Origin of the sequence: Streptomyces sp. NPDC007901 (assembly GCF_042959465.1) — a bacterium.
In the GTDB taxonomy this organism is placed as follows: Bacteria; Actinomycetota; Actinomycetes; order Streptomycetales; family Streptomycetaceae; genus Streptomyces.
Genome location: NZ_JBIBKW010000030.1, coordinates 27,886 through 53,908, shown reverse-complemented (window position 1 = coordinate 53,908; position 26,023 = coordinate 27,886). Strand labels below are relative to the sequence as shown.

Below are 26,023 nucleotides of genomic sequence, written 5' to 3'. Positions count from 1 at the left end.
TTCCTGCTCCGACCTGGCACCGCGGACGGAGCCGAGGGACCGCACCATCGCGAGAGCCATGACCCACCTCGGTTCACTGCCAGTGACTCAACGCCATCTATACCGACGGGCCTTCAGGAAACGCGACAGATGAACGGAATTCGCAGGAGTGTGACCGCACCGTGCCGACCTGGCCCGTATGCCTTCCAGGGATCTCACCCACTGCGAGAACTCGCGACAGTTCAGACACCCGGAGGGTGAGGCACGTGCGATCAGTCGCCCATCGGGCAGGCAGACTACGCAGCGACGAGGGCAGTGCCGCGATCGAAGCCGCGATCGTCCTCCCGGCATTGATCATGTTCCTGTGTATGGCCATCGCCGGCGGCAGGATCGTCACCTGCGGCGCGACGGTCGACTCGGCGGCCGAGGACGCGGCGAGGGAGGCGTCCATCCACCGCACAGCGGCCGCCGCCCAGAGCGCAGCCCGGGCGGCTGCCGCCGAATCCCTCAACGACCAGGGCATCACGTGCGCATCGACCAGCGTGAGCATCAACACGAGCGGTCTCAGTGTGCCGGTGGGGCAGGTCGGCACGGTCACCGCGACCGTGACCTGCACGGTCAATCTGTCCGACCTCCTGCTTCCCGGCGTGCCGGGGTCGAAAACGCTGACGTCGACGGCCACCTCGGTAGTGGACCAATACCGGCAGCGAGGTGACTGATGCTCTTCCGTCAACTCCACCCGCGCCGGAAGTGCTTGGACGACCGGGGTGGTGTCACCGTGTTCGTCGCCATCTGCGTGATCGCCCTCATCGGGATCATCGGTATCGCCGTCGACGGCGGCAGCACGATGCGCGCCACCGAGCGTGCGGACTACGTCGCCGGCGAAGCCGCCCGGGCCGGCGGGCAGGCCATCGACCCCGCCGACGCGATCAGCGGCAAGGCGATCGTCGTCGACCCGCAGGCCGCGGCCGCCGCAGCCCAGTCCTACCTGCGCTCCGCCGGCGCCACCGGCACAGTCAGCGTGTCCGGCGACGGCAAGACCCTCACCGTCACGGTCACCGGCACCTACGCCACCTCGTTCCTGTCGGCGGTCGGGATCAGCTCGCTGTCGGTGACCGGCCACGGCACGGCGACCCTCCTGCACGGCGTCACCGCTCCTGAAGGAGACTGATGCGCACCGCCCCCTCCCCCGCCGCAGCGGCAGGCAACGCCCTCGCCCGGGTCCTCACGGCCGCACTGAGCCTGCTGGTACTGGCCTGCGCGGTCGCCGGGCTGCCGCTGCTGCTCGCCTGGGTCACCCCGGTCATCTGGGCATCCACCCACGACGACCTCACCCACCTGCTCGACCGGCAGGACACCGGCGCGGCGTTCCTGCTGCTGCTCGTCGCGGTGGGCTGGATCGGATGGGCCCAGTTCACGTTCTGCGCCGTGCGTGAGCTGGCCGCTCAACTACGCGGCCGGACCTGGCACGCCCCGCGCGGCCTGGGCGCATCCCAGCGCGCCGCGGCCCTCCTGATCGGTAGCATCCTCGTTCTACTGCCGGCCAGTTCGGCCCTCGCCTCGCCCGCCCAGGCCGCGCCGGCCACCTCCGCAGCCCACGTTCCCGGCCAGGCAACCCAGGCTTCGGTCTCGCCCCTGTCCGAGCAGGCCTCGCCCTCCGCTGCGAAGGCGTCGATGCCGCATCCGGTGTACACGGTGCGCGAGACGCGGCCTGCGGAGAGCCTGTGGGGTATCGCCGAGCGGGAGCTGGGGGACGGCGAGCGGTGGCGGGAGATCGCCGACCTGAACGAGGGCCACACCATGGCCGACGGCACGGTCTTCCGCGCGAACAGCTTTCTCCAGCCCGGCTGGCAGCTTCAGATGCCCGACACCGCCAAGGCCCCGCCGGGGGTGCGCACGCAGTGGGGCGGAGGGTCTGCGGCCGCTGACGAGGCGAGCGATCACGTCGTCACCGTCCACCCGGGCGACTACCTGTCGAAGATCGCAAAGGAGGAACTCGGCGACGGCAGCGAGTGGCGCACCCTGTTCGAGGCCAGCGCCGGCAAGCCGCAGCCGCGTGGTCTTCCGGAGATCACCGACCCGGACATGATCTATCCGGGACAGCAGGTCACTGTGCCCGCCGCCGCCTCCGGCCGCACAGCGCCGAACGCCGAGCAGAATCCTGGTGACGCGCACGACCGTCAGCGGACCACTCCCCCGCACGCCCAGCAGCCAGGCAGCGAGCAGACACCGAGTGACCCGGGTGAGCAGACGCCCGCGCCGAGCCACACCGCCGCTCCGACACCGCCGGCTCCCCGCGCACCGAGCAGCCGGCCCGCCCAGCAGCCCGGACAGGAACAGGGCTCTGAGTCTGAAACGACATCCGCAACGCCTCAGCCCAGCACCAGCACAGCCTCCGCGGCCGCCCCGCCGCCGGCCCCGGGATCTGCGGCTTCCTCCCCCGCCGCCGCGCCGTCTCAAACACCGGTGTCGAGACTGGACGGCCCGCTGGACCTGCGTACGGTTCTGGGCGCCGGTGCCCTCCTGGCCGCCGCGATCACCGGCGCGCTCGCGCTGCGGCGCACGCTGCAGCGCCGCCGCCGCACACCCGGCGAGACGATCGCCATCCCTGCCCAGACCTCCCCGGCGGAGGCCAAACTGGCGGCGGCCGCCGAACCCGCCGGCGCCGCCCGCCTGGACACGGCCCTGAAGACCCTGGCCCACACCGTGGCCCAGGCCCAGGACCGTGGGGTCCCGCCGCCGGTGAAGGCCGCGCGGCTCGGCGCCCGCACGGTCGAGATCCTGCCCGAGGACGGCGCCCCAGAGCCGGCGGCGCCCTTCCTCGCGGGTGAAGACGGCTGGTGGCTCCTGGACTCCGCCGCCGTCCTCCTGGACGAGGAAACCGCCCGCGAGGTGCCCGCACCGTACCCGGGGCTGGCAACGATCGGCCACACCGGCGAAGGCGACCTGGTTCTCCTCGACCTCGCCCGGGTACCCGCTCTGCTCCTGGACGGCAATCTGGTCCACATCACCGATGTGTGCACCTCGCTCGCTCTGGAACTCGCAACGAGCCCATGGGCGGCCGACGTCCAGATCGTCACCGTCGGATTCGGCGAAGACCTTCCCAAGCTGCTCCCCACCGCGCGGATCACCCCCATGCGCCAGGCCTCGCACGCGCTGCGCGACCTGAACGAACGGCTCCTGGAAGCACACCAGATGCCCGAGACCCGCCATCAGCCCTACCTGCTGCTGTGCGCGTCCGCTCTCGACGCGGACACGGCCTGGCAGTTCGCCGATGCCATCGACCGGGCCGGGGCGCTGCCCGTCACACTGATCGCCCCGGCGAGCACAGCGGCCGCGCACTTCCCCCAGGCGCAGATCCTGAACGCCTCCCTGCGCGATCCGCAGACCCTCGACCACGCCGGCACCGACATCACCATCCAGCGCCTGGAACACGCCGCCTACACGCAGATCACCACAGCCCTGGCCGTGTCCGGGCAGCCGGCCCACCCGGCCCAGGGCCCCTGGCACAACGTCCCGGACGAACCCGACAGCACGCCCGACAAGACGGCTCCGCAGGAGGACGGCACGGCCGCCGCTGCCGTCACGACCCCCGCGCCGGCAACGGCAGAGGTGAGCGGCGAGGTCTTCCCCGCCCTGCTCGCCGCCGCCACCGACCCGTCCGCACTGCGCTTTCTGCCCGCCGCCACGCCCCCACCCCCGCCCGGCGGCGACACCGGCCCGGGCGCCTACGCAGCCGTGCCCAAGGCCTCGACAGCTCCGACGGCGACGCCCTCCGCCGGCACGGAAGAGACAGCAGATGCTGCCCCCTCAGCAGCCGCCGAAAAGACCACGCCACCGCAGACCCGCGACGGCGACGGCGACGGCGACGGCGACGGCGAGGCACACGATCTGCACGCCCCGGAGATCAGGGTCCTGGGACCGGTCGAGGTGAGCGGCGTGGACAGCACCGGCCACGGACCACGCATGGCACAACTCGCCGCCCTGCTGTATTTCCGGCCCGGGCGCAGCGCGGACACCCTGTGCAGGGACATGGACCCGATCAGCCCGTGGTCAACGAGCACCCTCAACGCCCGCATGCAGGGCCTGCGCAGCCAGCTCGGCAGCGACCCCACCGGCACCCTCTACGTACCGCGCCGCAAGTCCGGCGAGGACCCCTACCGGCTCGGCCCCGGCGTCCGCTGCGACTGGACCCGCTTCCTCCAGCTCGCCGAACAGGCCCTGCCGCTCGGCCCGTTAGGCCTGACCGGCCTGGAGAAGGCACTCACACTGGTACGAGGCCGGCCCTTCGGAGGCAGGCCGCTGCCCTGGGCCGAGCCCCACCAGCAGGACATGACCACCCGCATCATCGACGTGGCCCACACCGTGGCCACCTACCGCACCCCCGCCGGCCCGCACCACGACCTCAGCGCCGCCCGCCAGGCCGTCGCGACCGGACTCGACGTCGACGACACCGCGGAACTCCTCTACCGCGACTGGCTCCGCATCGAACACCTAGCCGGAAACCGGCAAGGCCTCCACACCGCCATCACCCGCGTCCAGCAGATCAACCGCGCGCTGGACTGCTCCCTCGAACCCGAAACCGAACAGCTCATCCACCACCTCCTCACCAGCACAACCCCCCACCCCCACCCCAGCCCTGTGAAGGCCGGCCAGCCGTGAGCCGCCACAGCCCGACAGGAACACGCCGCCCCCACCTCACCCGGGCGCACCGCGTTCTCATCGGCGTGGTCGTGACCGGCGCCCTGATCATCGCCGGCATCGGCTTCGCCGGTTCGTACGCGGCCGTCCGCACGCTGGCCATCAAGAAGGGCTTCGGGAACTTCGCCTATGTCTTCCCGATCGGTATCGACGCGGGCATCTGTGTCCTGCTCGCCCTTGACCTGCTGCTGACCTGGATCCGCATCGCCTTCCCGCTGCTGCGGCAGACGGCCTGGCTGCTGACCGTCGCCACGATCGCCTTCAACGGCGCGGCGGCCTGGCCCAACCCGCTGGGCGTGGGCATGCACGCGGTCATCCCGGTCCTCTTCGTGGTGGCGGTCGAGGCGGCCCGGCACGCGACCGGGCGGATCGCCGACATCACGGCGGACAAGCACATGGAGGGGGTCCGCCTCACCCGCTGGCTGCTCTCCCCGGTCCCGACCTTCCTGCTCTGGCGCCGTATGAAGCTGTGGGAGCTGCGCTCCTACGACCAGGTCATCAAGCTGGAGCAGGAACGTCTCGTCTACCAGGCGCGGCTCCGCTCCCGCTTCGGCCGCACCTGGCGCCGCAAGGCCCCGGTGGAGTCCCTGATGCCGCTGCGCCTGGCGAAGTACGGCGTCCCCCTCGCCGACACCGCACCGGACGGCCTGGCCGCGGCGGGCATCGACCTCCCGGCCCTCCCGCCGGCCCCCGCACCCGCCGCACCGGCCCCGGCAGCCGCACCGGCCCCGGCAGCCGCAGCGGCCGCGCCGCCCGCGAAGCAGCGCCCCGAGCCGGCCCCCGGCGCCGGGCAGCCGGCCGTCCCCCGGCAGACCGCGGCGCCGCAACCCGAGACGGACGTCAACCAGTGGCTGCACGCCAGGGATCCCCAGCAGATCGAGTACCACGGCGACTACAACCCCGGCTTCGAGCCGCCGTACGAACCGCAGTTCACCGAGGAGCAGTACGCGGCCCGGCACGAGCAGGAACAACAGCAGTACGCGGCCCGGGCGGAGCAAGAACGGCAGCACCACCGGCAAGAACAGCAGCAACCCCACACCGCGCCACCCTCACCCGAGCCCACCGCCGGCCTCCACCACACCCGGCCCGCCCCCGGCCACCAACAACACGGCACCACAAATGACACCACCATCCAGGAAACACCGCGACCGCCGCACCACCCCACCAGAACAGAAAGCCTCACCCTCGTCGACCGCTACTACCGCGCCTGGACCGACTACCAGACCCGGCACGGCCGTGAACCCGCCCCCAGCGAACTCTCCACCCTCCTCGCCGACCAAGGCATGACCGGCCGGGACAACAAGCCCATCAACCCCTCCACCCTCCGCCGCTACCTCCTCACCTTCCGCCTCTACACCGTATGAGCCGAACACCGCGCCCACACCACCACACCCTCCCCCGACAACGTCGCACACGACTGCACCCACCGCGGCATCACCGCCCAATACAACAAACCCATCACCCCCACACACATCACCACCCACACCAACGACTTCCAACGACGCTGGCACACCCTCACAACCCACCCGACCACAACATAAGCCCCCGCCCTAGTACTCCAGCCGGACTTCTGCATTTCTCCTGCTCAGCGGCCTGGCGGTGGGGAGTGTAGCGAGGGCTTGGCATGGGTGGGGCGGTCTTGGGCCGACCGTCCCACCAACGAGTGCCCGCGCTGCCCCTCTGAGGATCAAGGCCGCCAACCAACCGCGTCCGGGCGACCGGCTGTCTGCGCGCGGTAGGCACAGGACGGGATCTACGATCCCTGGTGATGACCAGTGGTGCGTGACGCCGAAGAGACGCTCATGGCGAGCTTGTCCGCAAGCAGCACATCGATGCGGATGTGGGGTACAACGCGTTCGGGTTGCAGGAGTCCGATGACGCGGACCTGCCGGTGCCGTTCCCTGACGACTTCGGCCTCCGGAGCCGTGGTCGTGCCCCGCTCCATGGTCGTGACCGTGGTCGTCGTGGCCGTTCCCGCTGCTCATGGCCGAGTGCCCTCCCCTTCGGATCGGGTTGTATCGACGGCAGTGAAACGCATGGCCGGGAATCGGCAAAGGCTGCACCGGTGACCGTTGTCATCTTCGATAAAATGGCCGTGAGCTGCGGCTATGCATCGAACGCGACAGGGAACGGGAACGGTCGGTATCCGCGAGGAACGTCCCGGCCGTCAGCGGCACCCTCGTGCCCTTCGAGGCCCCCGGCCTCACACCCCGCTCAGCCGATCACGACTGGCCGCCAGCACGCGGGGACAGGCGCTGCCTCACATGGCTGAATAATGACCCCCATGCAGGATCAACTCGTGGCAGGACGGTACCGGCTCGAACAGCCCCTGGGGCGCGGCGGCATGGCGACCGTGTGGCGGGCCCGGGACGAGGTGCTGGGCCGTGCGGTGGCGGTCAAGCTCATGGCCGAGGGAGCGCTGCACGATGCCTCCGCGGTCGAGCGGTTCCGGCACGAGGCGAACACGGTGGCCGGTCTGGGCCACCCGAACATCGTCACCGTCTTCGACGCCGGGGTGCACGGTCATCTGCCCTTCCTGGTGATGGAGTTGATCGAGGGGGCCGACCTGGGCGCGCTGATCTCACGCGGTCCGCTGCGGGTCGAGCACGCCGTCGCGGTGGCCGACCAGGTGAGCGCGGCGCTGGAGGCCGCGCACCGGGCGGGGGTGGTGCACCGCGACCTCAAGCCCGCCAACCTGCTTATGAGCCCGGGCGGTGTGGTGAAGGTCGTCGACTTCGGCATCGCCCGTACGACCGCTACAGCGCGCGCCGGGCTCACGGCCGTCGCCACCGTCGTCGGCACCAGCGCTTACATGTCGCCCGAGCAGGCGACCGGCGCCCAGGTGGACGCCCGCGCCGACCTCTACGCCCTCGGCTGCGTGCTGCACGCCATGCTGACCGGGCAGCCGCCGTTCACCGGTGAGGACCCCATGGCCGTCCTCTACCAGCACCTGCACCAGCCGCCGCGACCGCTGCGCGAGTACCGTCCCGATGTCCCCGCGCACCTGGAACAGCTGGTGCTCGACCTGTTGGCGAAGAACCCCTTCGACCGCCCGGCCGATGCCGGCACCGTGCGCATACGCCTTGCCGATGCCGGGGCCATCGCCCCCGCGCTCACCACCCTGCCGCTGCCCGCCGCCCCCGACGCCGGTACCGAGCGGCCCCGCACCCGTGCGCGCGGGCGTCAGAGCCGGGGCGCCGCGCGTTCCGGCCGCCGGAACCGGGAAGCTCTCCTCCTGCTCGGCGCGGCGCTCTTCGCGGCGGCGGCCCTCACGGGCTATCTCGTGAACACGTCCGGCTCCACCGACGGCAAGGGCACAGCCGCAGGTCCGACCCCGTCGGCCACCACGCCCGCCACCACCGCCATCACAGCCTCCTCGGAGCCGACACCGAGCCAGTCGACCACCACCTCCCCCACCGCGGCGACCGCACCTCAGGGCACGGTCGCCGACGTGCAGCGCGCCGTCACCCGGGAGCAGCTCAGCGGAGACCTGGCCCAGGACGCCGCCAAGGACCTGCACAACCGGCTCAAGGAGATCGCCAAGCAGCGCGCCCAGGGCCGTACCGAGGACGCCGAACACAAGGTCCAGGACATGCGCCAGCACCTCGCCGACCTCCAGCGCGCCGGCAAGCTCACCGCCACCGGCGCCACCCGGATCACCTCGGCGCTTGACGCGCTCGGCTAGTACTCCAGCAAGCGCATCCCATGCCGAGCCTGGCAGAAGCTGTCCGCCGGACGCGGCGCGAAGGGCGACCGCTGGTACGACTGGGCCCAACTTGCCCTCACCGCCGCCGCCCTGGCCGAAACGGGCCGACCGATGCGCGCCCGCGACCTGCCGATCCTCCCGAAGAACGCCGAAGGCATCCGCTCCAAACTGAAACGCCTGGTCAGCCGGGGCATCCTCATCGAACCCGAACCCGGCTTGTTCGCCCGCCCCGACGCCTGAGGGCCACCCCCCACCCGCGACCAACGGTCCTTCCCCAACCTCAACCACGAAACGGACAAGAGCTCACGTTCCGCACGCTGAGGTCCGCCGCTACGTGGGCTGGTACCTGCACATCACGCTTGCCATGCTCGCCCACGCGTTCCTCGCGGTGATGGCCGTGCAGGAGCGCGAAAAAGGGGTGCCGAGGCCGACACACCCGACCTCGTGGACCTCACACCAGCCGAGATCCGTCGTCTGCTGGCGGCTCAACCCCGCCGCCATCCTGCACGCCGCGACCACGCGGTGAACTGGTCCCGATGGAGGCGTCGCCACCAGTCACGTGCCCGACACAGTCATTACATGCGGCGCGGGCACATGTTGGTGGGACGGCCGGCCCAAGACCGTCCCGCCCATGCCCAACCCCCGCTGCACTCCCCCACCGCCAAGCCGTTGACCAGGAGAAATACAGAAGTCCGGCTGAAGTAGAGGCCGAGCCGTGATCCAGCGTTGTTGCTCGGGCCTCCAAGGGAGAGCGGCATCGCTTGGCTGGCCTGGCCCAAATGAGCAATGACTACTCAGCTCGTGCAGCACGGGCGCCGTGCAGGGTTGGTCGAACTGGGGCCACGCGGGCTGCGCATCATGGCGACCCGATCCACTCTCCACAAAGGATCGGCATGGACATTACGGTCAACGGCTCTGCACTCGAGGCAGAGGATGCCCCAGAGGCCACGGCAGTCGAGTTTCTGCGCGAGTCGCTGGGGCTGACGGGCACGAAGCTGGTCTGCGGTGCCGGAGCGTGCGGGGCATGCACGGTGCACGTCGATGGTGTACCGAAGGTCGCCTGTCTGACGCCGGCGGACGCGCTGGCGGGCAAGTCCGTCACCACGGTGGAAGGCCTGCAAGGCAAGCATCCGGTCCAACGGGCGTTCGCCGCCCATGATGCCCTGCAGTGCGGTTACTGCACCCCCGGGTTCGTCATGGAAGCCGTCAGCTTCGTGGACAGGTGGCGGGCCGATCACGGCGACAGCGTCCCACCCCGGGACGAGATCGCGGCGGCCCTGGCCGGACACCTGTGCCGCTGCGGTGCGTACGAGGGGATCTACGCGGCTGTTGCCGCGGCGTGCACCGGGGCGCATGACTCGCAGACGGACGTCGTGTCACCTCCGCGAGTGGAGGCGATGGAAAAGATCACGGGTCAGGCCCTCTACACCACGGATATCCGACCCGACGGCCTCCTCGAAGGCGTGATCGTGCGCTCCCGGCATCCTCACGCCCGCGTGCGGTCCGTAGCCAGCGACACCCCTCTGGCCGATCTGCTCCCTGCGGACAGCATCGTCCGCTACGTCGGGCAGCCGATAGCGGCCGTCGCGGCGGCGACACTCACCGAGGCCCAGGCCGTCGCCGACCGGGTCGCGGTGGACTACGAGATTCTTCCGGCCGTCGTGGACGTGGGGATGGCGGAAAGCCCGGAGAGCACGGCCGTCTACCGCACCCGAGACGAACGCAAGGCCGCCCCGAGCTCGGCCGAGAACCCGCTCATGCCGGCCAAGTGGGTGGGTAACGTACGCGGGCCCTCGCAACTGAACTGGCGCAGCGGCACGGCCCAGCGGCGGATCGCGCAGGCCCGCCAGGAGAATGGCGCGCTGGTACTGACGGCACTGTGCGCCTGGACCCCCGCCTTCGCGGGCGGCCAGGAGGATCGGGCACTGCGACAGCGCGTCGACACCGCACAGGCCCAAGCACCCCTGATCAGCGTCAGCACCACACCCGAGGTATTCGACAGCGTCCCGCCGGCCCTGCACACGGCCGACCTGCTCGACGCCGGCCGCGCCCTCACCGAGCAGTTCAGCGGCGCCGCCTCACGACAAGTGACCGTCACCGCAGGCAGCTACGACTACAACCAGGCATCCCTGATCTCACCGCGCCCACCGGGGATGGCGGACACCAGCATCCAACTGACGGTCAGCCACCTGCCGTCCACGCGGGCCCACCTGCACTATGTCAGCGGCCACGCGCCGGCTAACCGAACGCCGCTGGGCACTGCACCCCAGATCGGGTTGTCGCAGACCAGCGCACAGGCGCTCGGTGTCCAGACCGGCAGCCGCCTGACCGTCGAGTTCGCCAAGACGCTCGGGGTGCAGGACGCCCCGCCCCGCGCAGGGCTGCTGGTGAGCGGCGTCTACCGCACCACGGCGGCGACCGACGGCTTCTGGGCCGGCCGGGAGACGCTGGACCAGCCGTCCCGCTACCCGGCCGAGCACTCCGCCGGCACGGTGCTCGCCGTTCGCGGCCTCGTGGGCCGCGACGCCGCCGACCTGCTGGCCGCAGCCGGGGTGGGCGGCCCGCGGGTGACCTGGCAGCTGCGCGCCGACCTGTCCGGAGCGGCGCTCGACCGGGCCCGCGCCCTGACCGGGCCGCTGTCCCACTACAGCGCGGAGCTCAGCACCGCCTTGTGCCAGGGGGCCGATCCCCTCACCGGTGACACCGCCTGCCGTGTCGGCGGCCAGGCCACCGGGTCCCTGCTGGTGACGGACTCCCTCACTCCCCTGCTCGCCGCCTTCATGTCGCAGGACCAACAGGCCAGGGAGCTGGCGACGTTCGCCGTCGACGCACTGGCCGCGGTCGCGCTGGCCACTGTCACCGTCGCAATACGGCTGCTGCTGCGCCGAAGGGAGGCGCACCTGCGGCTGCAGCGCGCGCGGGGCGCGTCCACCCTGCGGCTGGTGCTGCTGCGCTGCGCGGTGGCCTGGCCGGTGGTAGTGATCGCCGCGCTGCTGGGCTGGGCGGCCGGCGGGGCTCTCGCTCCCACCGGCACGTCCGGATCGCCGCAGCCGACGACCGCCGCCCTCGCCGTAGCGGTGGTGGCGCTGGCGGTGCCGCTGCTGACCTGGACAGCGGTCCGCGAGCCGCGCAGACCCGGCCGCCTGCGGCGCCCGCGCCGCAACGTCGCCGTCGGCCGACGCGTGGTCCTGGAGCTGACGGTGCTGGTGACGACGACGGCGGGCGTGGTCGCGCTCCGCTCACAGGGCCCCGACGGGATGCTGGGCGCGGTGCCGGCGCTGGTGGCGCTGACCGTCGTACTCGTCCTGCTGCGGATCTACCCCCTTGTGCTGCGCCCGGTGGTGCGGGGGACCCGGCACGGCCGGGGAACGGTCGCTTTCGTCGGCGCAGCCCGGGCCGCCCACGACGCCCCGGCGACCGGCCTGGCCCTGTTCGTCCTGATCCTGACCCTGGGAACGGCTGTGTTCGGCGGCCTCGTGCACCGTACGATCGGCGACGGCCTGGCCACAGGGGCGGCCTGGACCACCGGCGCCGACGCGAGCGCGACCGTGGCCGGGACCGTGGCCTTGGCACCGGGGTCCGCCACCACCGGAATACGGACCGCCCCCCAGCATCTGTACACCCTCGATCTGGCGGGTCAGACCGACGGCGCGGTGATCTCCCCGGTCGCAGTGATCACCGTCGATCCCCGGCAACTGGCCGTCCTCGCCCCGAAGTCACCGCTGGCCCGCACCCTGTTGTCCCGGCTGGCCGCCCCGGCGGGAACCCGGGACGGCGCGCACGCCCCGCTGCCCTCGCTCCTCTCTCCCGGCCTTCGGGCCGCAGAGCGCGCCGGAGGCTTCACCGCCACCGTCGTGCCGCCCGGGCAGCGCCCCGTGGACCTGGTCTTCCATCCGGCCGCTACCCTCACCGTCGCGCAACTGCGCGACCCTCTCCTCGGGCCGGTCACGGCGCAGATCGCCGCCGGGACGCCGATGCTGATCACCACCGTCGAAGCGGAGCGTCTGTTGCCCCCGCAGTCCGCGGGAAGCACCGTCCTGCTCCTCCAGAGCGACGGTCCCGTCACCGCCGGACCCGCGGCACTGCGGTCGGCGGCGGCCAAGGCGCTCGGGCCGACGGCCCGGATCCGCGTCCGCTCCGAGACGCTGGCCACCCTGCGCACGGACGGCCTGACCCAGGGACTCGGCACGATCTACACCACCAGTTCGATCCTGGCCGCCCTGTCGGGCCTGCTCGCGCTCATCCTCGAGCTGACCCTCACCTCCCACGAACGCAGCCGCACGACCTCGTTCCTGCGCACACTCGGACTCGGCGGCAAGGAAGCCGGGGCGCTGCACTTCCTGCAGCTGCTGCCGCTGGCCCTCGCCTCAGCGGTGGGCGGCACCCTGCTCGGGCTGCTCGAACCGCGGCTTGTGGCACGGGCACTGGACCTGCGGCAGTTCACCGGCGGACCCGCCCAACCAGCGCTGCACACCGACTATTCACTGACTGTCGCCCTCGTCGCCGGCGTGACCGCGCTGGTCCTGGCCGCGGCGGTCACCGAGACCGTCCTCGCCCGCCGACGGGGACTGGGAACCGTACTGCGCCTCGCGTGACAGCCCGGCACGTGCACACCGCACGGGCAACAACCCGGTGACCCGTTCACGACTCGCTCACGGCGCACTCAGGGTGCGGTGCCACCGCTCGACGTACTCAGCATTCCGTGCCACCGCCCGCCGCGTCCTGCGCGTCGGCCCTCGCCCGGCGGGCGGCGTCGTCGGGCCACACCCCGACGTGGTCACTCTCCAGGACCAGCCGCACCCGCTTGCGCAGCTGCAGGCGCTCGGTGAACTCACCCGGCAGCTGCAGCCGACCACGGCCGTCCAACACCGCGTACTCCTCGGCGGTGCGCACCTCCACACCGTCCTCGCCCGTGGCGACCCGGCGCAGCACCTCGGTCGAGGTACGGCCGTCACGGATCCGTACGGTGCGCTGCACCTGCTCGGACACCAGCGCGTCGTGGGTGACCACGACCACGGTGACACCCAGCTCCTCATTGGCCCGGCGCAGCGCCGCGAAGACCTCGTCGCTGCCGGCGGTGTCGAGTTCGCCGGTGGGTTCGTCCGCGAACAGCACCCGCGGCTCGTTGGCATTGGCGACGGCAATGGCGATGCGCTGCTGCTCACCGCCGGAGAGCGTGTCGGGGGTGCGGTCCCGGCAATGGCCGACGGACAGCAGGTCCAGGAGCTCCTCCGCCCTGGCCCGGCGCCGGGCGCGTTTGATCCCGGCGTATGTCATCGGAAGCATCACGTTCTCGGCCGCCGAGAGATAGGGCAGCAGGTTGCAGGAGGCCTGCTGCCAGACGAAGCCCACCGTGCGGCGCCGGTAGCCCAGCCGCTCACGGCGTTTCATCGCCAGCAGGTCGTGTCCGTCGACCTCGGCGGCACCCGCGGTGGGCACGTCCTGCCCGGAAAGTATGCCCAGCAGGGTGGACTTGCCGGAGCCGGAAGCCCCGACCACCGCGATCATCTCCCCCTGGGCCACGGTCAGGTCCAGACCCTGCAGGGCCTGCACCTCGACACCCCCGGTCTGGTAGATCCGCACCAGGTTCTCGCACACGACCATCCCCGCCTCACGGCCCGGGACACCGGCCACAGCCCGCCGACGCAGCTCGGCCAAGTCCGGTGCCCCGGTGGGCTGTTCGTCAAGCGGCACACGGTCCCCCGAGGAGGTGAGCTCTGCGGACAACACTGTCAGACGGCCGCCAGGATAATGCGGACGCCCGTACGAGGGGCGGGATCTGTGACGGTGACCTCCGGACAGGTCCGTCAGGCGTCCTGGACGATGCGGCCGTCGCGGAGTTCGAGCACACGGTCGGCCAGCGCGAGGAGTTGCGTGTCGTGGGTGGCCACGAGGGCGGTGACGGACTCGCTCCGGACGACGGCGCGCAGCAGGTTCATCACACTGAGACCGGTGTCGGCGTCGAGTTGGCCCGTGGGCTCGTCTGCGATGATCAGGGCCGGGTTGTTGGCCAGCGCCCGGGCGATCGCGACCCGCTGCTGCTGACCGCCGGACAGCTCGCCGGGACGCTGGCCGGCATGGCCGGAGAGGCCGACCAGAGACAGCAGAAGACTCACGCGGGCTTCGCGGTCACGGGCCGGGACCTTCCGCAGGCGCAACGGCACCCCGATGTTCTCGGCAGCGGTCAGAACAGGAATGAGCCCGAAGGACTGGAAGACGAAGCCGACGCGGTCACGACGCAGCGCCAGCAGGCCGTCGGAGTCGAGGTCGGCGAGGTCGGTGCCGTCCAGGGTGATCCGGCCGCCGTCCGGAGTGTCGAGGCCGCCGACCAGGTTGAGCACGGTGGTCTTGCCGGAGCCGGAACGTCCTTTGAGGGCGACGAGTTCGCCACGCGTCACGGTGAACGAGACACCCCGCAGAGCGTGGACGGCACTGTCGCCGGTGCCGTAGGTGCGGCGCAGGTCCTCGACCACCACCATCGCGCCGGCCGGCCTCCCGACGTCCGCCACAGCGCGGTGCCCGATGGGCCGCTCGCGCAATTTTCTCCTCCCGCCCCCGCCTCACCCCGGTCGACCGGGGTGCCCCCACGGTTCGCACCGTACGGTACGCCGTACCCCCACCGGAACATCCAACCACCCCGCCCCGCAGGCACCGACATCCCAGCAACCGCCCGGTAGCCGGGAGACGCTGAGGCACAAGCCGGACCACCGACCGAACGGGGCCGCAGAGGACCTCAGCACCGTGTGCAGATGGATGGCGACGGGCAGCAAGGGCCCAGACACCCAGGCTTCCACAGACCGTGGCCCTCACCCGACGGGGCAGGTGAGGAAGGCGTCCCCATCGGATCCGGGGATCCCGTGTCTGTGCGTCCTTTGGCGCCGGGCGGCCGCTCCGCCGCCGGCGTGCGGTCAGGTCCGACGTCCCGGTCCGCGTCGGGGCCGGCCGCGTGGGACGATCGGCCGGTGACCCGGACCGCAGAACGTGAGCGCTGCCTCGAGGAGCTCGAGCGCGACCGCTGGCCGGCTCCGCCGGCCGGCGCGAGCCGTCTGGCCGCGACGGTGCACGCGCTCCGGCGCAGGCCGGTGGGCGAGTTGTCGGTCGAGGACCTGCGTCTGATGATCGGGCAGGACGTCGGGCTTGCTCATCTCCTGCCGCTCGCCGTGGAGATACTGCACGACGACCCGATGGCGCAGGGCGACCTGTACGAGGGTGATCTGCTGTCCGCGGTGCTGACCAGGAGGCCTGCGGCCTGGAACGAACTGCCCGGGGCCAGGCGGGAACTGGGCGTGATCGTCTCCGGGCTGACCGGCCTGCCACGGGGCCTGGCACAGGAGGCCGAGCGGTTCCTGGCCCGGTGAGGCCGCGCTCCGGCCGTGGGGCCGGCGCCCGGCCGCAGTGCCCGGCGCCGGGGTGCCGTCCCGGCCCGGCGTTGTCATCACCAGCAACTGGTTGCTGCCTGGTCCTTCGGGCCGGGGCGCGCCAAGAACCGCACCGGCAACCGGCGGCCTCCCGGGAGTTGTTCCTCCCGGCGTACCGCACCACGTTCTGAACCGCGCCGCGTTCCGCGCCCAACACCCCCAGATGTTCATATGGATGAACTTCGCACACGTGGATGTACACGGTATGGGCGGGCGTGCCACACTCCTTCAACTCCCTTGCACCGCAGTCCAGTTGGAGGGGCAGGCAGTCATGACCATCTCCCGGCGGGCCGTGCTGGCCACGGCAGGCGGCGCCGCGGCCGCCTACACCAGTGCACCCCGGCCCGCGCAGGCGCAGACACAAGCGCAGGCGCAGGCTCGGGCGCAGGCGGGCGGGGTGCCGGCCGCGACCGTAGACGTTCTCAGGGCCGCGGCCGACTACGCGGCGGACAAGGTCCGCGCCGTCGCGCCCCGCGTGAACGGATTCCCTCTCGCGACGAAGTCCGAGAAATGGGTCTACTCCCAAAGCGGCGACTGGGTCGGCGGGTTCTGGCCCGGCACCCTGTGGATGTGCTGGCTGCACACCGGGGACGACCAATTCCGCGCGCTCGCCCTCGACTGGGCGCACAAGCTCGCCCCCCGGCGCAGCGACACCACCACCCACGACCTCGGCTTCCTGTTCACCCCCTCGTGGGTGACCGCGTGGCGCCTGACCGGCGACACCACATGGCGGGACGGTGCCGTGCAGGCCGCCGACTCCCTCAGCCGCCGCTACAACCCGCACGGCCGTTTCCTGCGCGCCTGGGGTGCGCTGGAGGACCCCGCCAACGCCGGGCGCATCATCATCGACACGATGATGAACCTCGACCTGCTCGCCTTCGCCGGCCGGCAGACCGGCGAGGACCGCTACCTCGACATCGCCGTCGCGCACGCCGACACCACCCGGCGCCTGTTCCCGCGGCCCGACGGGTCCACCCCCCACGTCTTCGACCTCGACCCCGCAACCGGCACCCCCATCGGTCCCGGCACCGTCCAGGGCTACAGCCCCACCTCCTGCTGGTCGCGCGGCCAGGCCTGGGGCATCTACGGATTCACCACCCTCTACCGCCGCACCGCCCACATCCGGTTCCTGGACACCGCCGCCCGCCTCGCCGACTACGCCCTCAGCACGCTCACCCCCGACCACGTCCCCGTCTGGGACTACCGCGCCCCCCAGCAGCCCCACGACATCAAGGACGCGTCCGCCGGAGCCGTCATGGCCTGCGGACTGATCGACCTCGCCGCCGCGACCGGCCGCACCCACTACCGCACCACGGCCCTGAAGATCCTTACCGCGCTGGCCCGCACCTGCCTCACCCGCGCCTCCACCCGCGCGGACGCCGTCGTCGCCCGCTGCACCCGCAACCGGCCCGCCGAGGACGGCATCGAGGTCTCCCTCCCCTACGCCGACTACTACCTCCTCGAAGGCATCCTCCGCATCCTCAAACCCCACGACCTCGACCACGCCATCGACCTCACCCAACCCTGAACCCCGACACCCCGTCGCACCCGCCCCCGGGGCCGGGTGCCGGACCGCGAACGCCGGACCGCCTCCGCCCGGGCGAACGGCGTGCCAGACGGCGGGTGTCCGGGGCCCGGGGTGTTCAGGTACCGAGCGGGCCGCTGGCGCCGTCGAAGCGGATCAGGGGCGCGGCCGCGCACGGAGCGCCGTAGCGGCCCGGGCGGCCCGGGCGGCCCGGCACCACGGTGTGGCCGGCCACCGGCCGGACGCGCTCCACCCGGCACACGGCCGTGGCCAGCGCGGCATCCAGCAAAAGCACGCCGCCGGCCAGGTGGTGGCCGACCGCGGCGAAACGGTCCCCCGGCGCAGTCGCGAAGTGGCCGGCGAGCTCCCTCTGGTCGCCCGCGAATACGCCGGCCCCGAACACGCCCCGCGCCCGGAACACCGCGAGGGTCCGGCCGGTGGAGGCCAGGCAGACCAGGCAGACCAGGAACAGGGCAGGGCACAACGACACCGAGGTGAACGCGGTCACCGTGCAGCCCACGGACCGCCCCTGGCACCGGCTGCTCACCACGGTGATGCCGGTGCCCCACGTCCGCATGAACCGGCGCAACCCGTCCGGCCCCTCCAGCGTCTCCGGATCCCCTGACACGTCCAGCCGATCCAACCGGTCCACGCGGTCCGGTCCCTCCGGGGCGTGCGGGTCGTGCCGGGCGGGGTGCGCCGGGGCCACGTCCCGCGGCAGGCCGAGGCGGCTCATGCCGCACCGGCCGGCACCACCGCACCGGCGGCCGTACGGGCCGCGTCCAGGTCGGCCCGCGCAACCTCGCCGTCGCCCAGCTCCCGGTGGCACGCCGCACGCCCGCGCAGCAGTTCGGCCCGGTCCGCGCCGGGCAGCCCGAGCGCGAGGGTGTAGCCGTCGACCGCGGCCTGCCACAGCCCGGCGGCCTGGTGCACATACGCCCGGTTGCAGCGCAGGTCCGCATCGCCCGGGTCCAGCCCGACGGCCCGGTCCAGATCGCGCAGCGCCCCCTCGACGTCCCCGGCCTCGAAGGCGAGCCCGGCACGGCCGGCCAGCGCCGCGACGCACCCGGGATCGCTCTGAAGGGCCAGGCCGAAGTCATGGCGGGCCGCATCCGCCGCGCCCTCGTCCCACGCCAACCGGCCCCGCACCTGTAGCAGGCGCGCATCCCCGGGAGCCAGCCGCAGCCCCTCCTCCAGCAGCGGCTCCACGGCCCCGGCCTGCCCGCTCTGAAGGAGCAGGCCGATCAGGTCGACCCGGGCGTCCGCCTCGCCGGGCTCGAGTTCCACGACCCGCCGCAGGTCGGCGACCGCCCCCTCCGCATCCCCCGTCGCGGCCAGCAGGTCGGCCCGGTCGAAGTGCACCTCCCAGAACGGGGGCTGGGCGAGGCCGCCGTGTCGTAGTCCGCCAGCGCCGCGTGTCCTCGCCCAGCCGGTGCAGCAGGCCGGCCCGGTCGAAGCAGTAGTCGGGACAGTTCGGGCCGAGCCCGATGACCGTCGGCAGGTCCTCCAGCGCCGCCGGCAGCCGGCCCAGCGCCGCGAGCACCCGGCCCCGGTTGTGGACCAGGACCGAGCGGTGCAGCCGGTGCCGGCCGGCAGCTCCGCGTCCAGGCGCGCAAGTCCCGTGTCCACCAGCCGCAGCGCCTCGGGCAGATTGCCCAGGTGCATCTCCACCAGGGCCATGCCGCTGCTCTGGAACACCGAGTGGAAACTGCGCTCCTCGGCACCGGGCAGCAGCGACGCCAGCGTGATCGTGCTGCTCAGACAGCTCTTGGCCGGCTGACGGTCGCGCAGCGGCGCCGGGTGCAGCCGGGTGCAGAGCGTCGCCAGCGCGTAACCGGTGAACATCTGCGCCATCGGCAGCGCGTACCGGGCCCGTACCTCCAGATACAGCCGCTCCGCCTCCCGGGTACGCCCCAGCAGCGCCAGGGCCGAGGACATCTTGCCGCTGAAGTCCCCGTAACGCTCCGCCCGTTCAGGACCCACGACAGCCCTGCCCCGCTCGCCGCAGACGAGCACCGCATGCCGCAACCCCAGACCGGCGGCGTAATAGACCGCCTCGAACAGGGCCTCACCACCGGCACCCGCACGATCACTGCCGCGCTCCAGCGCCCCCGCCCCCGCCCCCGGCAGCCGACTGCCCCACCGAGCACACGCCTGCCAACGGCGCCCCCCGGGGGGCGACTGCGACTGCGCGTACGGCCGGGAGTCGCCGTGTCGCTCGTCTTCCGGCCCCGTCGGACGGCAAGCGCCGGACCCCCGTGCGCGGGCACCCGGGGCGGCACGGCCGAGACCACCCCACTGGCCGTGGCGGCACGGTGCGCGGCGCCCTCACACCGCGCGTGAACTTGATGCCGTCCCCCGCCCAGCGCAGGGGCGGGTGCCGAGAGCCGCTCGCCCGGCCGGGGCGCGTCGGGTGCTGCACCGGGGAGACGCTGGCGCGAGCGCGGTTGTCGTGCGACCTGCGTCTGCCGTTACGGTGCGGCCTCGCGCAGGGGTGGCCATGAGACCGGGGCCACCGCAGCGGGTCAGATGCCGCCGGTGTTGAGCAGCCGGTTGGGGGTGCCGGAGGGGACGCCCCGCAGGACACCGGGCGTGGCCGTGTGGTCGAGCCAGACATGGACCTGCCTGGCCGTGACGTGCGGGTGTGCCGACAGGTACAGCGCGATCACACCGGTCGCATGCGGCGCGGCCCAGGACGTGGCACCGTCGTCCTCCGTGACCGAACCGCCGCCGGCGAGAGCGGCGGTCACCTTCTGGCCGGGGGCGTACAGGTCCACGCACCGTCCGTACCCCGACCCGTAGGAACCGCCGTCGCTCCATGGGCGGTCGTCCGGGGTGGAGGCCGCGACAACGATCGTGCCAGGGACACCGGCCGGAGAGTGCTTGCAGGCGTCGTCATGGAAGTTGCCGGCCGATACCACGGTCAAGATACCCGCGTCGACCATCTTCTTCACGGCCGCCTCCAGGGCCGCCGAGCGGTGGTCCAGGTTGAGCGACATGTTCACCACCGCGGGTTTCTGTGCGTGCGCGGTCACCCACTTGACCGACTTGACCAGGGCCGCCTCGGCCGCTGCCGCGGAGCCGCCGCCCTCGCTCTCACACATGATGCCCTGGACCCGTACAAGCTGCGCCCTGGGTGCCACCCCGTACTTCGCCCCGCCGATGATGCCCGCGACGAACGTGCCGTGCCCGGTGCCGGCTTCACCGAAGCAGTCACCGGAGTCCTTCGCCCCCACGAAGTCGGCCCCAAGGCTGGCGCGTCCGCCGAACTCCTTGTGGCCGATGTCCATCCCGGTGTCGATCACATAGACGTGCACGCCCCTGCCCGTCGCGGTGGTGGTGAACCTCCCGTCCAGGGGCCGCGACCGCTGGTCCAGAATGTCCAGGTTCCACGGAACATGCCGAGTGAGGGGCGACGCCGTGGTCCGCGCGACCCCGGACAACGTCCCCACGGTGGCGGCAGACACCGGCATCGAGCCGGACGGCGCCCCGTCCCCGGAGAGCACCACGGACTCCCCCGCCCCATGCGCGGCAAGCGTCCCACCACTGTCCCCGACAGCCGACCCTGTTCCCCCGCCACAGGCCAAGACCCCGAGCACCGCCGCCACGGCCACCGCCACGAGACCGGCCTTCGTCACGTTCCGCGTCACAACATCCCCCACAACCCCGCTCCGTACACAGTCAGCACACAAGACGACCGCAACAAGCCAACAGTTCCAGCCCGGTGCGCACGCGGGCTCATCCACCGCCAGCCACACACCACCGGGCACAACCCCACAACCCCACACCACCACTTGGAGGAGCTGACACAATGCCCGGACTCGCCTGCAGGTGATCACACAGCAGGCGGGCTTCAGGAACGCCTCGTGGATGTCGTCGCGGACCTCCCGGCGGACCCGTAGCCGTCGCAAGCCGTCGAACCACGCGCTCGCCCGCCCGACCACCCAGCGGACCGAGCCCAGGCCGCAGCCGTGCGGAACTCCGCGTCGGGCGATGACCGGCTTGATGCCGCCCTTGCACAGGAGCCGACGGCACATGTCGAAGCCGTAGCCCCGGTCGGCGAACAACCGCCGCGGCCCGGCCACGGGGGCGACCGGTCAACCCGCGGATCCGCGCGACCGCGTCGAGCAGGGGCAGCAGCCGGGTGATGCCGTGGCGGCTGCCACCGGTCACGGTGATGGCGAGCGGAGTGCCCCCTGCCCCGGCGATGACGTGCTGCTTCGAGCCGGGCCGGACACGGCCGACCGGACACGGCCCGGTCCTGGGCCGCCCCGGCGCGCCTAGTGGTGAAAGCCGTCGACCACCGCCCGCAACCGGTCCAGCTTCCCGGCACGCTACAGCCCGGTCAGCAGCACCTGGTGCAGCCGGTCCCACACCCCGGCCTCGTGCCGGTCCCGCAACCGGCGCCAACACCTCACTCCGGACCCGAAGCCGAACTCCCGCGGCAGCCACTCCCACTGGATCCCGGTGCGCAGCACGAACAGGACGCCCTGCAGGCAACCACGGTCGTCCGGTGCCAGCCGGCCGGGACGGCCCACACGCCGCCGCCCGACCGGCAGCAACGGCTCGATCCGCCCCCCACAGGTCATCCGGCACCATCCACGAAGGACCGTTCCCCTTCCCCGTGACTCGTTCAACGAGCCGTCCAGGAAGGCGACATGGCTACGACCAGGCTTCCTACCAGGTGCTCCCACGCCCGCAGCCGACGGCCCGGAAAATTGGGTGCGGTCGGCTGAACTGGGGTGATAGGCAAGCGATGTGACAGACAGTCTTCAGTATTCCGCCCTGCTGCAACTGATCGACGAGCAGTCGGCCGCGTTCCGCAGCGCGGTCGCCGCCGCGCCCAGCCTTGACACGCCGGTGCCGTCCTGCCCCGAGTGGACGTTGTTCGATCTGGTGCAGCACCTGGGTACGGGCCAGCGCTGGTGGGCCGCGATCGTCGCCGCAGGCCCGGCCCAGGCCCCGCCGGCCAAGGACGCCGCAGAGGTGCCGGACGAGCCCGAGGCGCTGCTCGCCTGGTACGCCGAGTCGAACGAACTGCTCCTGAGTGCGCTGCGCGAGGCCGGCCCGGAGCGCGAATGCTGGACGTGGTGGAGCGCCGGCGTGTCACCGGCGAACACCCGGGGCGTTGCCCGGCGCCGGGTACACGAGACGCTGGTACACACCTACGACGCCCAGCTCACCGCAGGCACCGTGCAGCCGATACCGGCAGACCTCGCCATCGACGGCGTCGCCGAGTTCCTCGACACCTGCAACTCCACCCCCGCCCCCTGGCCACACCAGGCCGCCACCATCCACTACCACGCCACCGAGGGCCGCTCCTGGCTCCTCACACTGAACGCCACCGGCGCCTGGCCCGCACCCCTCACGGACCACACCGCACCCCCCTCCGCCTCCGCCACAGGCACCGCCGAACAACTGCTCCTCTTCGTCTGGGGCCGCCTCACACTCAACGACCTCAAGACCCAGGGCAACCAGCAAGTGTTCGAACAACTCATCGCCTGGGAGCCCGAAGAATAGCCAGCCAACACCGCCGGCCGAGCATGCCGACGCCACGGCCCTGGGATATCTGCTGCTGAGCGTGATCAGGGGCATCGACAACATGGCCAAGGCGGGTGTCGACGGCACGACGCTCCGGCAGACGGCCCGGTCGGCGCTGGAGCTGATCCCCAGGGCGGACGCACCGTACGTGCGGCGCTGACATTCCTCCCTCTCGTCCAACGACGGACATGCCGCGACGGTGAGGCCCGCGGCATGAGCGCGGGGGCGGGGAGGGGCAATGGCGACAGGACACGGACGGCTCGCGTCGGCAACACGAGCGGCAGGTCTCAAGGGCTGTCAGTCTGCGAAGACCGGATCGAAGTAGAAGGGCCGCGCACTGGAGAGCGTGCTCTTGACCTCCTGCGCCTTGTGGTCGGCGAGCACCTCCTCGTCGCCGTTCTCCAGCCCGTCGAGCGTCACGGCCACCACGTCAAGGGGGTCGCTCTTCTTCGCGTCGATGCCCCGGGTCATGTCGGTGTCGAGCATCCCGACATGAAGGCCGAGCACCTGAATGGCCTGGTCCCGTACGTCCGTACGCAGGGCGTTCGTATAGCCCCAGACGGCGGACTTGGAGGCCGCGTAGGCCGCGACGAACGACGGGGCGAACCAGGTCGCGTCCGACAGCACGTTGATGATCGCGCCACCGCCGCTGCCCGAGATGACCGGCACGAAGGCCTGGCTCGTCCGGACCGTGCCGTAGTAGTTGGTCTCGAAGACCGCACGCAAGGCATCGGTGTACGTGGGGCCCAGCGCGCCCTGGGGGGGTGACCACGACGATGCCCGCATTGTCCGGCCGCGACCGCTTTCGCCGCCCGCGCCAGGGCGTACGGCCGTCACCGCGCCGCAGTCTTCACCGCCCGCCGCAGCGGGCCGGGCGCGGTGTTGACCCCAGGGAATGTCCGCCAGCCGCGACCATAGCCGCGCGGCGGCCCCCCGAGCAGCCTGCCTACCCCAGCCAACAGGGCAATACAGACATCAAGTCACGTACCGCCCTCTCAGACCTCGGCCCACAGGACGCAGCGGGTTAAAGGACAAGCTAGCGGCGCCGTCCCGCGAGGAGGCCAGGACCACGGCGCAATGGCTCAACCGCACCGCACCGGACATCGACACATCCACGCCGTGCCGACAGCCGCTTCCGGTACCCGAGGAGAACTCCTGGACGAGCACATCCCGCTGCCTGCGCTCCGAAAGGAGTGCGGACGGCCATCATCCTGAGGGAACGCGCGGTCACAATGTGCTCGCTCGCCGTACCCGTCCGCATGCCTTGCGCGACCCACAGCCCGCGCACAAGCCGATACGAAGACCACCGTCGCAGCGGCCTCTTCCGTACCCGGCGTGCGCTTGACACCGCGAAGCATCGACCGCGCGGCGCCCGACCGCGCAGGCGCCGGTAGTATCCATCCGCGCCGGCGGACTGACGGCCCCGCTTGCCGGCCGCTACCGGTGGGGAACGGTGAGTTCACGGCCTCGGTAGAAGGCTTCCCGCTCCTCGACGACGTACGGGGCCATGGCCGCACGCCGCTTAGCCTCCGGTTCGGAGGCCCGCCACGCGTCGCACGCCTCCTCGGAGTCCCAGAACGACACCCCGGTGATCTCCTGCCCGTCCTCGGACCAGTAGGCGAAAGCGTGACGCAGGGTTTGGGGGTACGGGTCCGGCCGCCATGCCCGCTCGAAGTCCTCCTGGGTGCCCGGCCGAAGGCGGCGCGTCGTCACCCACACGAAGTCTTTCCGCATCGCCGCCTCCTTCACGACACCGGTTCGGCCCGGGGGCCCGCCTCGACCACCGTAGGTCCGAAACACCGCTTGCGCCTGATATCAGATGTTTCCGGTGGTGAGAGTCGGAGGCGGACACTTGAAGAAGGAGACGGAGTGCGGTCGCAGGATGCGGCAGTCGGCGGTGATAGCGATGAAGGGCATGGTCCAGTTCGGGAGTGTCCGCGGCGTGGCGGTGCGGGCGCACTGGACCGTGCCGCTGATCATGCTGCTCTTCGCGTACGGCCTGGCCGACCGGACGCTGCCCGCCTACGCGCCGGGACTGGCGCCGGTGGTGTACGCGGTCGCCGCAGTGGCTGGCGCCGTGCTGCTGCTGGCGAGTGTGGTGGCGCACGAGGCGGCGCATGCGCTGACGGCCCGCAGAGCGGGGATGCCCGTGCGGGACATCACGCTGTGGGCGCTCGGCGGACTGACCCGCATGGACCGGCCGACGACAGCCCGGGCGGCCTTCACGGTCGCCGTCAGCGGGCCGCTCGCCAGCCTGCTCCTCGGCGGCATCGGATGGGGCGCGGCGGTCGCGGTTATGGCGACGCCGGGCTGGCGGATCCTGGTCGCCGTGCTGGGCTGGTTCGGCGCCATGAACCTGCTGCTGGGCGTCTTCAACCTGCTGCCCGCCACACCCCTGGACGGAGGCCGGCTGCTCCAGGCGGCGCTGTGGTGGCGCACCGGGGACCGCGAGCGGGCGCAGCGGGCCGCCGGGCGCAGCGGTCAGGTCGTCGGCATCGCGCTGGCCGTCCTGGGATGGCTTGCCTTCGCGAGGGGGGTTACCGGCGGGTTGTGGCTGATCGTCGTCGGCGTGTTCGTCGGCGGCGCGGCCGCGGCCGAACGACGGTGGGCGGAGCTGGTCACAGCCCTGCGCGGGGCCCGGGTTGAGCAGGCGATGACCGTTCCGGTGGTCACCGGTCCCGACTGGCTGACCGTGGACGACTTCCTGTCCGATGCGGCAGCCCGGTCCGGGCACTCGGTGCTGCCGTTGCTGGACTTCAACGGCCGCCTCAGCGGTGTCGTACAGCTGCGCCGGCTGACCGGCCTGCCGCCCCGGCGCCGGCAGTCGGTGCGCGTACGCGACGTCGCGACCCCGCTGTCCGCGTGCACGCTCGCCGCACCCGACGAACTCCTGACCTCCGTGCTGGAGCGCGTCGGGGCCGGAGGCGCACTGCCCGTCCTGATCCTGGACGACGGCAGGCCGCACGGGATCATCACCGCACACGACATCGACCGGGCTCGCCGACGCCCGCGTCCCTCCCCACACTCTGGGCCGCGGCTGCAGCCCCCAGGCAGCCGCCGCGCAGCCGACCCGGGCCTGCGGCGGTCCCGGCACCGGCCGGACCCGGGTGACGGGGATCAGCCTGCGTGAACCGGACGGAGTTGCCCTGCCGG

General features: G+C 72.0%; 20 protein-coding genes and 1 pseudogene. 12 read left to right on the top strand and 9 right to left on the bottom strand.

All coding sequences use genetic code 11. The features are described 5' to 3' along the window. Positions 1 to 245 precede the first annotated feature (245 nt). From ACFZDK_RS49835 to ACFZDK_RS49820, 4 genes are read left to right on the top strand one after another with little or no spacing between them, the layout of a single operon-like run. The gene (locus tag ACFZDK_RS49835) at positions 246 to 698 is read left to right on the top strand and encodes a TadE/TadG family type IV pilus assembly protein (RefSeq protein WP_390984373.1); all 453 of its coding nucleotides are present in this window, start codon (positions 246 to 248) and stop codon (positions 696 to 698) included. Beyond that, positions 698 to 1,150 carry a pilus assembly protein TadG-related protein gene (locus ACFZDK_RS49830; RefSeq protein ID WP_390984371.1) on the top strand — a complete coding sequence of 151 codons (453 nt, stop codon included), beginning with the start codon at positions 698 to 700 and terminating at the stop codon, positions 1,148 to 1,150. Before ACFZDK_RS49835 ends, ACFZDK_RS49830 begins: the two co-directional genes overlap by 1 nt. Beyond that, positions 1,150 to 4,641 (top strand): hypothetical protein, encoded by a 3,492-nt coding sequence (locus ACFZDK_RS49825; protein ID WP_390984368.1) that lies wholly within the window; start codon positions 1,150 to 1,152, stop codon positions 4,639 to 4,641. The genes ACFZDK_RS49830 and ACFZDK_RS49825 overlap by 1 nt, the downstream gene beginning before the upstream one ends. Continuing rightward, positions 4,638 to 6,044, top strand: coding sequence for a DUF2637 domain-containing protein (locus tag ACFZDK_RS49820; RefSeq protein WP_390984365.1), 1,407 nt, complete (start codon positions 4,638 to 4,640; stop codon positions 6,042 to 6,044). The genes ACFZDK_RS49825 and ACFZDK_RS49820 overlap by 4 nt, the downstream gene beginning before the upstream one ends. Before the next feature lie 389 nt (positions 6,045 to 6,433). Here the strand turns inward: ACFZDK_RS49820 and ACFZDK_RS49815 are convergent, their stop codons facing one another. Then, positions 6,434 to 6,625, bottom strand: coding sequence for a hypothetical protein (locus ACFZDK_RS49815; RefSeq protein WP_390984362.1), 192 nt, complete (start codon positions 6,623 to 6,625; stop codon positions 6,434 to 6,436). A gap of 339 nt (positions 6,626 to 6,964) precedes the next feature. Between ACFZDK_RS49815 and ACFZDK_RS49810 the strand changes: the two genes are divergently transcribed. From ACFZDK_RS49810 to ACFZDK_RS49795, 4 genes are all read left to right on the top strand, one after another. Next, positions 6,965 to 8,365: a protein kinase gene (locus tag ACFZDK_RS49810; protein WP_390984359.1), complete on the top strand. Its 1,401-nt coding sequence runs from the start codon at positions 6,965 to 6,967 to the stop codon at positions 8,363 to 8,365. 132 nt (positions 8,366 to 8,497) lie between these two features. Next, the gene (locus ACFZDK_RS49805; RefSeq protein WP_390984355.1) at positions 8,498 to 8,626 is read left to right on the top strand and encodes a hypothetical protein; all 129 of its coding nucleotides are present in this window, start codon (positions 8,498 to 8,500) and stop codon (positions 8,624 to 8,626) included. Positions 8,627 to 8,720: 94 nt separating this feature from the next. After that, positions 8,721 to 8,912: a hypothetical protein gene (locus ACFZDK_RS49800; RefSeq protein WP_390984352.1), complete on the top strand. Its 192-nt coding sequence runs from the start codon at positions 8,721 to 8,723 to the stop codon at positions 8,910 to 8,912. A 367-nt stretch (positions 8,913 to 9,279) separates the two neighbouring features. Continuing rightward, the gene (locus ACFZDK_RS49795) at positions 9,280 to 12,981 is read left to right on the top strand and encodes a 2Fe-2S iron-sulfur cluster-binding protein (RefSeq protein ID WP_390984349.1); all 3,702 of its coding nucleotides are present in this window, start codon (positions 9,280 to 9,282) and stop codon (positions 12,979 to 12,981) included. Positions 12,982 to 13,078: 97 nt separating this feature from the next. Here the strand turns inward: ACFZDK_RS49795 and ACFZDK_RS49790 are convergent, their stop codons facing one another. Beyond that, on the bottom strand, positions 13,079 to 14,044 hold the full coding sequence (locus tag ACFZDK_RS49790; protein ID WP_390984487.1) for an ATP-binding cassette domain-containing protein: 966 nt from the start codon (positions 14,042 to 14,044) through the stop codon (positions 13,079 to 13,081). Positions 14,045 to 14,193: 149 nt separating this feature from the next. Next, positions 14,194 to 14,865 carry an ATP-binding cassette domain-containing protein gene (locus tag ACFZDK_RS49785; RefSeq protein WP_390984485.1) on the bottom strand — a complete coding sequence of 224 codons (672 nt, stop codon included), beginning with the start codon at positions 14,863 to 14,865 and terminating at the stop codon, positions 14,194 to 14,196. Between the two features lie 483 nt (positions 14,866 to 15,348). Between ACFZDK_RS49785 and ACFZDK_RS49780 the strand changes: the two genes are divergently transcribed. Together ACFZDK_RS49780 and ACFZDK_RS49775 are read left to right on the top strand one after the other, a co-directional pair. Then, positions 15,349 to 15,744, top strand: a complete 396-nt coding sequence (locus ACFZDK_RS49780; protein ID WP_390984346.1) for a contact-dependent growth inhibition system immunity protein — start codon at positions 15,349 to 15,351, stop codon at positions 15,742 to 15,744. Between the two features lie 331 nt (positions 15,745 to 16,075). Then, complete coding sequence (locus ACFZDK_RS49775) at positions 16,076 to 17,332, top strand: glycoside hydrolase family 88 protein (RefSeq protein WP_390984343.1); 1,257 nt, start codon at positions 16,076 to 16,078, stop codon at positions 17,330 to 17,332. Positions 17,333 to 17,447: 115 nt separating this feature from the next. Here ACFZDK_RS49775 and ACFZDK_RS49770 read toward each other — a convergent pair whose 3' ends face one another. The 4 genes and pseudogenes from ACFZDK_RS49770 to ACFZDK_RS49755 all read right to left on the bottom strand — a co-directional run. Further along, positions 17,448 to 18,065 carry a flavin reductase gene (locus tag ACFZDK_RS49770; RefSeq protein WP_390984341.1) on the bottom strand — a complete coding sequence of 206 codons (618 nt, stop codon included), beginning with the start codon at positions 18,063 to 18,065 and terminating at the stop codon, positions 17,448 to 17,450. Further along, positions 18,062 to 19,312, bottom strand: coding sequence for a tetratricopeptide repeat protein (locus ACFZDK_RS49765; protein ID WP_390984339.1), 1,251 nt, complete (start codon positions 19,310 to 19,312; stop codon positions 18,062 to 18,064). The genes ACFZDK_RS49770 and ACFZDK_RS49765 overlap by 4 nt, the downstream gene beginning before the upstream one ends. A 542-nt stretch (positions 19,313 to 19,854) precedes the next feature. Further along, the gene (locus ACFZDK_RS49760; RefSeq protein ID WP_390984483.1) at positions 19,855 to 20,835 is read right to left on the bottom strand and encodes a S8 family serine peptidase; all 981 of its coding nucleotides are present in this window, start codon (positions 20,833 to 20,835) and stop codon (positions 19,855 to 19,857) included. A gap of 315 nt (positions 20,836 to 21,150) precedes the next feature. Continuing rightward, positions 21,151 to 21,928 (bottom strand): annotated as a pseudogene (locus ACFZDK_RS49755) (IS5 family transposase); the annotation flags it as partial. 159 nt (positions 21,929 to 22,087) lie between these two features. Here ACFZDK_RS49755 and ACFZDK_RS49750 point away from each other — a divergent pair. Continuing rightward, the gene (locus ACFZDK_RS49750) at positions 22,088 to 22,849 is read left to right on the top strand and encodes a maleylpyruvate isomerase family mycothiol-dependent enzyme (RefSeq protein WP_390984336.1); all 762 of its coding nucleotides are present in this window, start codon (positions 22,088 to 22,090) and stop codon (positions 22,847 to 22,849) included. 318 nt (positions 22,850 to 23,167) lie between these two features. On the opposite strand, the gene ACFZDK_RS49745 is transcribed toward ACFZDK_RS49750, so the two are convergent. Then, positions 23,168 to 23,656 carry an SDR family NAD(P)-dependent oxidoreductase gene (locus tag ACFZDK_RS49745; protein ID WP_390984333.1) on the bottom strand — a complete coding sequence of 163 codons (489 nt, stop codon included), beginning with the start codon at positions 23,654 to 23,656 and terminating at the stop codon, positions 23,168 to 23,170. Positions 23,657 to 24,307: 651 nt separating this feature from the next. Continuing rightward, entirely contained in the window at positions 24,308 to 24,604 is a 297-nt protein-coding gene (locus ACFZDK_RS49740; RefSeq protein WP_390984331.1) for a hypothetical protein, read from the bottom strand. Positions 24,605 to 24,722: 118 nt separating this feature from the next. On the opposite strand from ACFZDK_RS49740, the gene ACFZDK_RS49735 reads away from it, so the two are divergent. After that, positions 24,723 to 26,000: a site-2 protease family protein gene (locus tag ACFZDK_RS49735; RefSeq protein WP_390984328.1), complete on the top strand. Its 1,278-nt coding sequence runs from the start codon at positions 24,723 to 24,725 to the stop codon at positions 25,998 to 26,000. Positions 26,001 to 26,023: the final 23 nt, after the last annotated feature.